General features: G+C 73.1%; 2 protein-coding genes. Both read left to right on the top strand.

All coding sequences use genetic code 11. The annotated features are described in order from the left end of the window. Positions 1–2: 2 nt before the first annotated feature. Positions 3–5,366, top strand: coding sequence for a type I polyketide synthase (locus AB0J90_RS35555; RefSeq protein WP_363603491.1), 5,364 nt, complete (start codon positions 3–5; stop codon positions 5,364–5,366). A gap of 45 nt (positions 5,367–5,411) precedes the next feature. Further along, on the top strand, positions 5,412–7,186 hold a 1,775-nt coding region (locus AB0J90_RS35550; RefSeq protein WP_363603490.1), incomplete at its 3' end, for a type I polyketide synthase.

The following is a 7,186-nucleotide window of genomic DNA, read 5'->3' as shown; positions in this document are numbered from 1 at the left end:
TGTTGGAGACGGCGTGGGAGGTGTTCGAGCATGCGGGGATCGATCCGGGGTCGTTGCGTGGTAGTCGTACCGGTGTCTTCACCGGGGTGATGTACGGCGACTACGCCGCCCGGCTCACCGCCGCACCACCCGAGTTCGAAGGGTTCCTCCTCGCCGGCAACACCTCCAGCGTCGTCTCCGGTCGGCTCGCCTACGCCTACGGGCTGGAGGGGCCGGCGATCACGGTGGACACCGCCTGCTCGTCGTCGCTGGTGTCCCTGCACCTCGCCGCGCAGGCGCTGCGCCAGGGCGAGTGCGACCTGGCCCTGGCCGGCGGGGTGACCGTGATGGCCGCCCCGAGTACGTTCATCGAATTCTCCCGCCAGCGTGGGCTCGCCCCGGACGGCCGGTGCAAGTCGTTCTCGACCGACGCCGACGGCACGGGATGGTCCGAGGGGGTCGGGCTGCTGCTGGTGGAGCGGGCGTCGGACGCCCTGGCGCGGGGCCACCAGATCCTGGCCGTGCTGCGTGGTTCCGCGGTGAACTCCGACGGTGCGTCGAACGGGCTGACCGCGCCGAACGGGCCGTCCCAGGATCGGGTGATCCGGCAGGCGCTCGCCGCCGCGGGTCTCCGTACCTCCGACGTGGACGCCGTCGAGGCCCACGGCACCGGCACCACGCTCGGCGACCCGATCGAGGCACAGGCGCTGCTCGCCACCTACGGTCAGGACCGGCCGGCCGGCCAGCCGCTGTGGCTGGGCTCGTTGAAGTCCAACATCGGTCACGCCCAGGCGGCGGCCGGAGTCGGCGGTGTGATCAAGATGATCCAGGCACTTCGGCACGGTCTGCTCCCGCGTACGTTGCACGTCGACCAACCGTCGACGCACGTGGACTGGGAGTCCGGGTCGGTGGCCCTACTCACCAGCGCACAGCCGTGGCCGGCCGGGGAGCGGCCCCGGCGCGCGGGTGTCTCCTCCTTCGGCATCAGCGGGACCAACGCGCACGTCATCCTCGAGGAGCCTCCGCACCAGACGCCGCCGAACCCGACGGCGCCGCCCGGAACGTCGACCCCGGAACAGTCGACCCCGGAACAGTCGGCGGGGCAGGGGTCGGCGACGGCGGGGCAGCAGGCGGTAACGGCGGGGCAGCAGGCGGCGTCGGCGGGCGCGATGCTCCCCTTGGTGCTCTCCGGGGCGGACGAGCGGGGGCTGCGCGCCCAGGCCGACCGGCTGCGGCAATTCGTCGCCGACCGGCCCGAACTGGACCTGGCCGATCTCGGCTTCTCGCTGGCCACCAGCCGGGCCAGGCTGGAACATCGCGCGGCGGTGCTCGGCGCCGACCGGGCCGCCCTGCTGCGCGGCCTGGACGCGCTGGCCCGGGGCGAGGACGCGGCCGGCGTGATCACCGGCACCGGCGCGGGACGTGGTCGAACCGCGTTCCTCTTCACCGGGCAGGGCAGCCAACGGGTCGGCATGGGACGCGACCTGTACCAGCACGACGCCGTCTTCGCGACCGCCCTCGACGAGGTGTGCGCGCACCTCGACGGCGTACTGGACCGGCCGCTGAAGACCGTACTGTTCGCGCCCGAGGGCAGTGCCGACTCGGCCATCCTCGACCAGACCGCGTTCACCCAGGCGGCGGTGTTCGCCATCGAGGTGGCCCTGTACCGGCTCGCCGAACGGGCCGGGCTGGTCCCCGACTACCTGCTCGGCCATTCGGTCGGCGAGGTCGCCGCCGCGCACGTCGCGGGCGTACTCGACCTGCCGGACGCGTGTCGGCTGATCGCCGCTCGGGGTAGGGCCATGCAGTCGGCCCGGGACAACGGTGCGATGGCCGCCATCCAGGCCAGCGAGGACGAGGTCCGGGAGTCGCTCACCGGCTTCGAGGCCGCCGTGGCCATCGCGGCGTTGAACGGGCCGTCCGCCACCGTCATCTCCGGCGACGACGTCGCGGTCGACTCTATTGCCGCCGGTTGGGCGGCGAAGGGGCGCCGGACCGCTCGGCTGCCGGTCAGTCACGCGTTCCACTCACCGCACATGGACGACGTACTGGACGCGTTCCGGGGCATCCTGGTCGAACTGACCTTCCACCCGCCGCGCCGGCCGATCGTCTCCGACGTCACCGGTGAGCTGGCCACCGCCGAGCAGCTCTGTTCGCCCGACTACTGGCTCCAGCATGTGCGACAGCCGGTCCGCTTCCTGGACGGGATGCGCCAACTCCAGACGCTCGGGGTGACCGAGTTCGTCGAACTCGGGCCGGACGGCGTACTCAGCGCGATGGCCCGAGCCTGCCTGACCGGCGAGCCCGGGATGCTCGCACCGATGCTGCGGGCGGGTCGGCCGGAGACGGCCAGCGTGCTCGCCGTACTCGCCGCGTCGCACGTCCGGGGCGCGAACCTCGACTGGTCGCTGATCTTCCCCGGCGCGCGGCGAGTGCCGCTGCCCACGTACGCGTTCCGCCGGAACCGCTACTGGCTCGACGCCCCGCGCGGGATCGGCACCGCCGCGGCGTTCGGGCTGGGCGAGACCGGCCATCCGCTGCTCGGCGCGACGACCGAGCTTGCCGACGGCGAGACGACGGTGCTCACCGGCCGGCTCTCCCCGGGCACCGACCACTGGCTGCGCGAGCATCGGGTGCTGGACCTCGACCTGCTGCCCGGCACGGCGTTCCTGGAACTGGCACTGCGCGCCGGGGAGCAGGTCGGTTGCCCCCGGGTGGCCGAGCTGACCGTGACCGCGCCGCTGCGGCTGCCGCAACGAGGTGCGGTGGCGCTCCAGGTGACCGTACGGGCCCCGGACGCCGCCGGGCTGCGGCCGGTGACCATCCACGCGCGGCCCGACGACGACGAGTCGCCCTGGACCCGGTACGCCAGCGGCGCCCTGAGCCCCGAGCCCGGCTCGGCAGAGCGGTTGGCGATCTGGCCACCGCCCCGGGCGGCAGAGGTCGACCTCGACGGGTCCTACGACCGACTGGCCGAGCACGGCTACCGGTACGGACCCGCGTTCCGTGGCCTGCACCGGCTCTGGCGCCACGACGACGACCTGTACGCCGAGATCACCCTACCCACCGAGAGCCGAGCCGACGCGGGACTGTTCGCGGTGCATCCGGCATTGCTGGACGCCGCCCTGCATGCACTGCTACCCACGTCGGCGCCGTCCGATCCGGACGAGAAAGCCGAGGTCCTGCTGCCGTTCTCCTGGTCCGGGGTCACCGTGCACACCCCCGGTGCGTCGGCTGCCCGGGTCCGCCTGTCGGTGTCCACCGCCGAGGGCGGCACCCAGATGGCATCGCTGGTGCTCACCGACCACACCGGAGCGGCCCTGGCGACGGTCGACGAACTGCTGCTCCGTCCGCTCTCGGCCGACCTGCCGCCCGCCGACGTACGGGCCGACCAGGACGGCTTGTACGCCGTGGAGTGGGTCCGCCCGCCCAGCGGCGGAACCCCAGCGGAGCCGCCCGACTGGGTCGTGCTCGACGACGGGCTGGCCATGGTCGCCGACGGGCTCGCCGAGCCGGTACGTGGGTTGGGGGAGCGTCCGGCTGGGCCGGCGGTGCCGGGCGACGGGGGGAACCCGCCGGACGGTTCCGGACCGTACCGGGACCTGGCCGGGTTGACGGTCGCGCTGGACGGTGGCGTGCCCGTACCGAGGATGGTGCTGATGCCGGTGCCATCGACGACCGGCCCCGCCGCCGAGCTGCCGGACCGGGCACACGAGACACTGCGCCGGATGCTGGCGTTCAGCCAGGAGTGGCTGGCGCAGGAGCGGCTCGTCGACACCCGCCTGGTGGTCGTCACCCGGGGTGCGGTCACCGCCGCCGACACCACCGCCGCCGACCTGGCACAGGCCGGTGTGTGGGGGCTGCTCCGCGCGGCGCAGACCGAGCACCCCGACCGGTTCGTCCTGCTCGACCTCGACGACGACCCTCGATCGGGGCACACGCTCGCGGCCGCGCTCGCCTCGGGCGAGCCGCAGGTGGCGGTGCGCGGTGGCGAGATCCGGGTGCCGCGACTCGCCCGTACCCCGCATTCGGTTCCGCGACCGGAGCCGGAGCCGGTGCCGGTGCCGGACTGGGCCGGTGGCACCGTGCTGATCACCGGTGCCACCGGCACCCTGGGCGGTCTGCTCGCCCGGCACCTCGTGGTGGCCCACGGCGTACGGGACCTGCTGCTGCTGAGCCGGCGTGGTCCGGCCGCGCCGGGTGCGGACGAACTCCGCGCCGAGTTGGCGGGGCTCGGTGCGACCGCGACCATCGTCGCCTGCGACGTGGCCGACCGTTCGGCGCTCGCCGCCGTCCTGGCGGAGCTGCCGGCGCAGGTCCGGCTCTCGGCGGTGGTGCACACCGCCGGGGTGCTCGACGACGGCGTGCTCGCGGCACTCACCCCGGACCAGCTCGCCCGGGTGCTGCGACCGAAGGTCGACGCCGCGTGGCACCTGCACGAACTCACCCGGGAACACCCCCTATCGGCATTCGTCCTCTACTCGTCCGTGGCGGGCCTGCTCGGCACCGCGGGGCAGGGCAACTACTGCGCCGCGAACACCTTCCTCGACGCCCTGGCCCAGCACCGCCAGGCCCACGGGCTGCCGGCGACCTCGCTCGCATGGGGGCTCTGGGCAGAGGCCAGCAGCATCACCAGCCACCTGGCCGAGGTCGACCGGCAACGGATGGCCCGGGTCGGGCTGCTGCCCCTGGCGGTCGACGAGGCGATGCCGCTGTTCGACCTGGCGGTCACCACCGGCGCACCGGTCGTCGCCGTCACCCGGCTGGACCCGACCGCCCTGCGCGGGCCGGTCGACGCGCACCCCGCCCCGCTGCGCAGCCTGGTCCGACGTCCGGCACGGCCGACCGGTGCCGGTACGGCCGCCGCGCCGGCCGGTCCGACGCTGGCCCAGCGGCTGGCCGACCTGACCGTGGCGGAACGGCGGGAGACCCTCACCGACCTGGTACGCGCCCGGGTGGCGATGGTGCTGGGACACGCCGACCCGGACGACGTCGATCCGACCCGCGCCTTCCAGGAACTGGGCTTCGACTCACTCACCGCGATCGAGCTGCGCAACCAGCTCAGCACCGCGACCGGTCTGCGACTGCCGGCCACCCTGGTCTTCGACTATCCGAGTCCGGCAGCCCTCGCCGGCTACCTGCTGGACCAGATAGTGGTCGAGCGGCCCGGCGCCGAACTGCTCGCGGAGCTGGACACACTCGCCACGCTGGTTCGTTCGACCGCGCTGGACCCGGACGAGCGGGCGTCGGTCAGCGCACGGCTGCGCGACCTGCTGAACCTTTGTGGCGACACCGATGCCGGGGAGTCCGTCGACACCGAACCTGTCGACGATCTCGCCGCGGCCAGTGACGAGGAACTGTTCGCGCTCGTCGACGACCTCGACTGAGCCCCACCCGATCCCCCGACGACATCTACCTGGGCTGGAGCAGAAGTGGCTGACGAAGAGAAACTCCGCGAGTACCTCCGGCGGTCGATCGCCGACGCCCAGGAGGCTCGTCGACGGCTGCGCGAGGTCGAGGAGAAGGAGCAGGAACCGATGGCGATCGTCGGGATGGCCTGCCGATACCCCGGTGGCGTCAGTTCACCGGAGGACCTGTGGCACCTGGTCGCCGACGGGGTGGACGCGGTTTCCGAGTTCCCGACCGATCGCGGCTGGCCACTGGCCGAGCTCTACGCGCAGGATCCGGACCAGGTCGGCACGTCGTACACCCGGCAGGGCGGGTTCCTGACCGGTGCGGACCGGTTCGACGCGGAGTTCTTCGGCATGTCACCGCGGGAGGCGTCCGCGGTCGACCCGCAGCAGCGTCTGCTGCTGGAGACCACGTGGGAAACCATGGAAAGCGCCGGACTGGACCCGGAGTCGCTGCGGGGCAGCCGTACCGGGGTTTTTGTCGGGGTGATGTACAACGACTACGGCTCGCGGCCGAACCTGCCGGCCGACGATGTCGAGGGGTACCTGTTCAGCGGCAGCGCGGGCAGCATCGCGTCGGGCCGGCTCGCATACACGTTCGGGCTGGAGGGGCCCACGGTAACCGTGGACACCGCGTGCTCGTCGTCCCTGGTGGCGCTGCACCTCGCGGGCAACGCGCTGCGCCGGGGGGAGTGTGACCTCGCCGTCGCGGGCGGGGTGACGGTGATGTCGACCCCCACCGCGTTCGTCGAGTTCTCCCGGTTGCGGGGCCTGGCGCCGGACGGTCGGTGCAAGTCGTTCGCCGAGTCGGCTGACGGCACCGGCTGGTCGGAGGGAGTCGGCCTGCTGCTGCTCGAACGGCTCTCGGACGCGCGTCGCCACGGCCACCGCGTGCTCGCCGTGGTACGTGGCTCGGCGGTGAACTCCGACGGCGCCTCGAACGGATTGACCGCACCCAACGGGCCGGCGCAGGAGCGGGTGATCCGGCAGGCGCTGGCCGCCGCCCGACTCTCCCCGGAGCGGGTGGACGTGGTGGAGGCACACGGCACGGGTACGACGCTCGGTGACCCGATCGAAGCACGCGCGGTGATCGCCACCTACGGCCAGGACCGGCCCGGCGACCGTCCGGTGCTGCTCGGCTCGCTGAAGTCCAACATCGGCCATGCCCAGGCGGCGGCGGGTGTCGGCGGTGTGATCAAGATGATCCTCGCCATGCGTCACGGCCTGGCACCCCGCACCCTGCACGTGGACCAGCCTTCCCGACACGTGGACTGGACGGCCGGATCGGTGGCGCTGCTCACCGAGGCGCGCCCGTGGCCCCGTGCCGACCAGCCGCGCTGCGCCGCGGTCTCCTCGTTCGGGTTCGGCGGCACCAATGCCCACGTCATCATCGAAGAGGCGCCGACGACCGAGTCGGCCTCCGAGCCGGTCGGGCCGACGGTGCTGCCCTGGCTGCTCTCCGCCCGTACGCCCGAGGCCCTGAGCGGGCAGGCGCGCCGGCTGGCCGACTGGATCCGGCGGCACGACCCATCCCCCGAGGACGTGGCGGGCACCCTCGCCGGCCGACCGCTGATGCCGCACCGAGCGGCAGTGGTCGGCGGCGACCGGGATGAGCTGCTGGCCGGCTTGACCGCCCTGGCAACCGGGGACCGGTCACCTGCCGGCCTCGTCCGCGACACCGTCCAACGGGGACGTACGGGATTCATGTTTACGGGTCAGGGGTCGCAGCGGGTGGGGATGGGGTTGGGGTTGGGGGTGTTTCCGGGTTTTGCGGGGGTTTTTGGTGAGGTGTGTGG

The organism is Micromonospora sp. NPDC049523, assembly GCF_040676775.1.
Taxonomy (GTDB): domain Bacteria; phylum Actinomycetota; class Actinomycetes; order Mycobacteriales; family Micromonosporaceae; genus Micromonospora_G.
The sequence above is the reverse complement of the archived record's forward strand: the minus strand, read 5'-3'. Positions and strand labels throughout refer to the sequence as shown.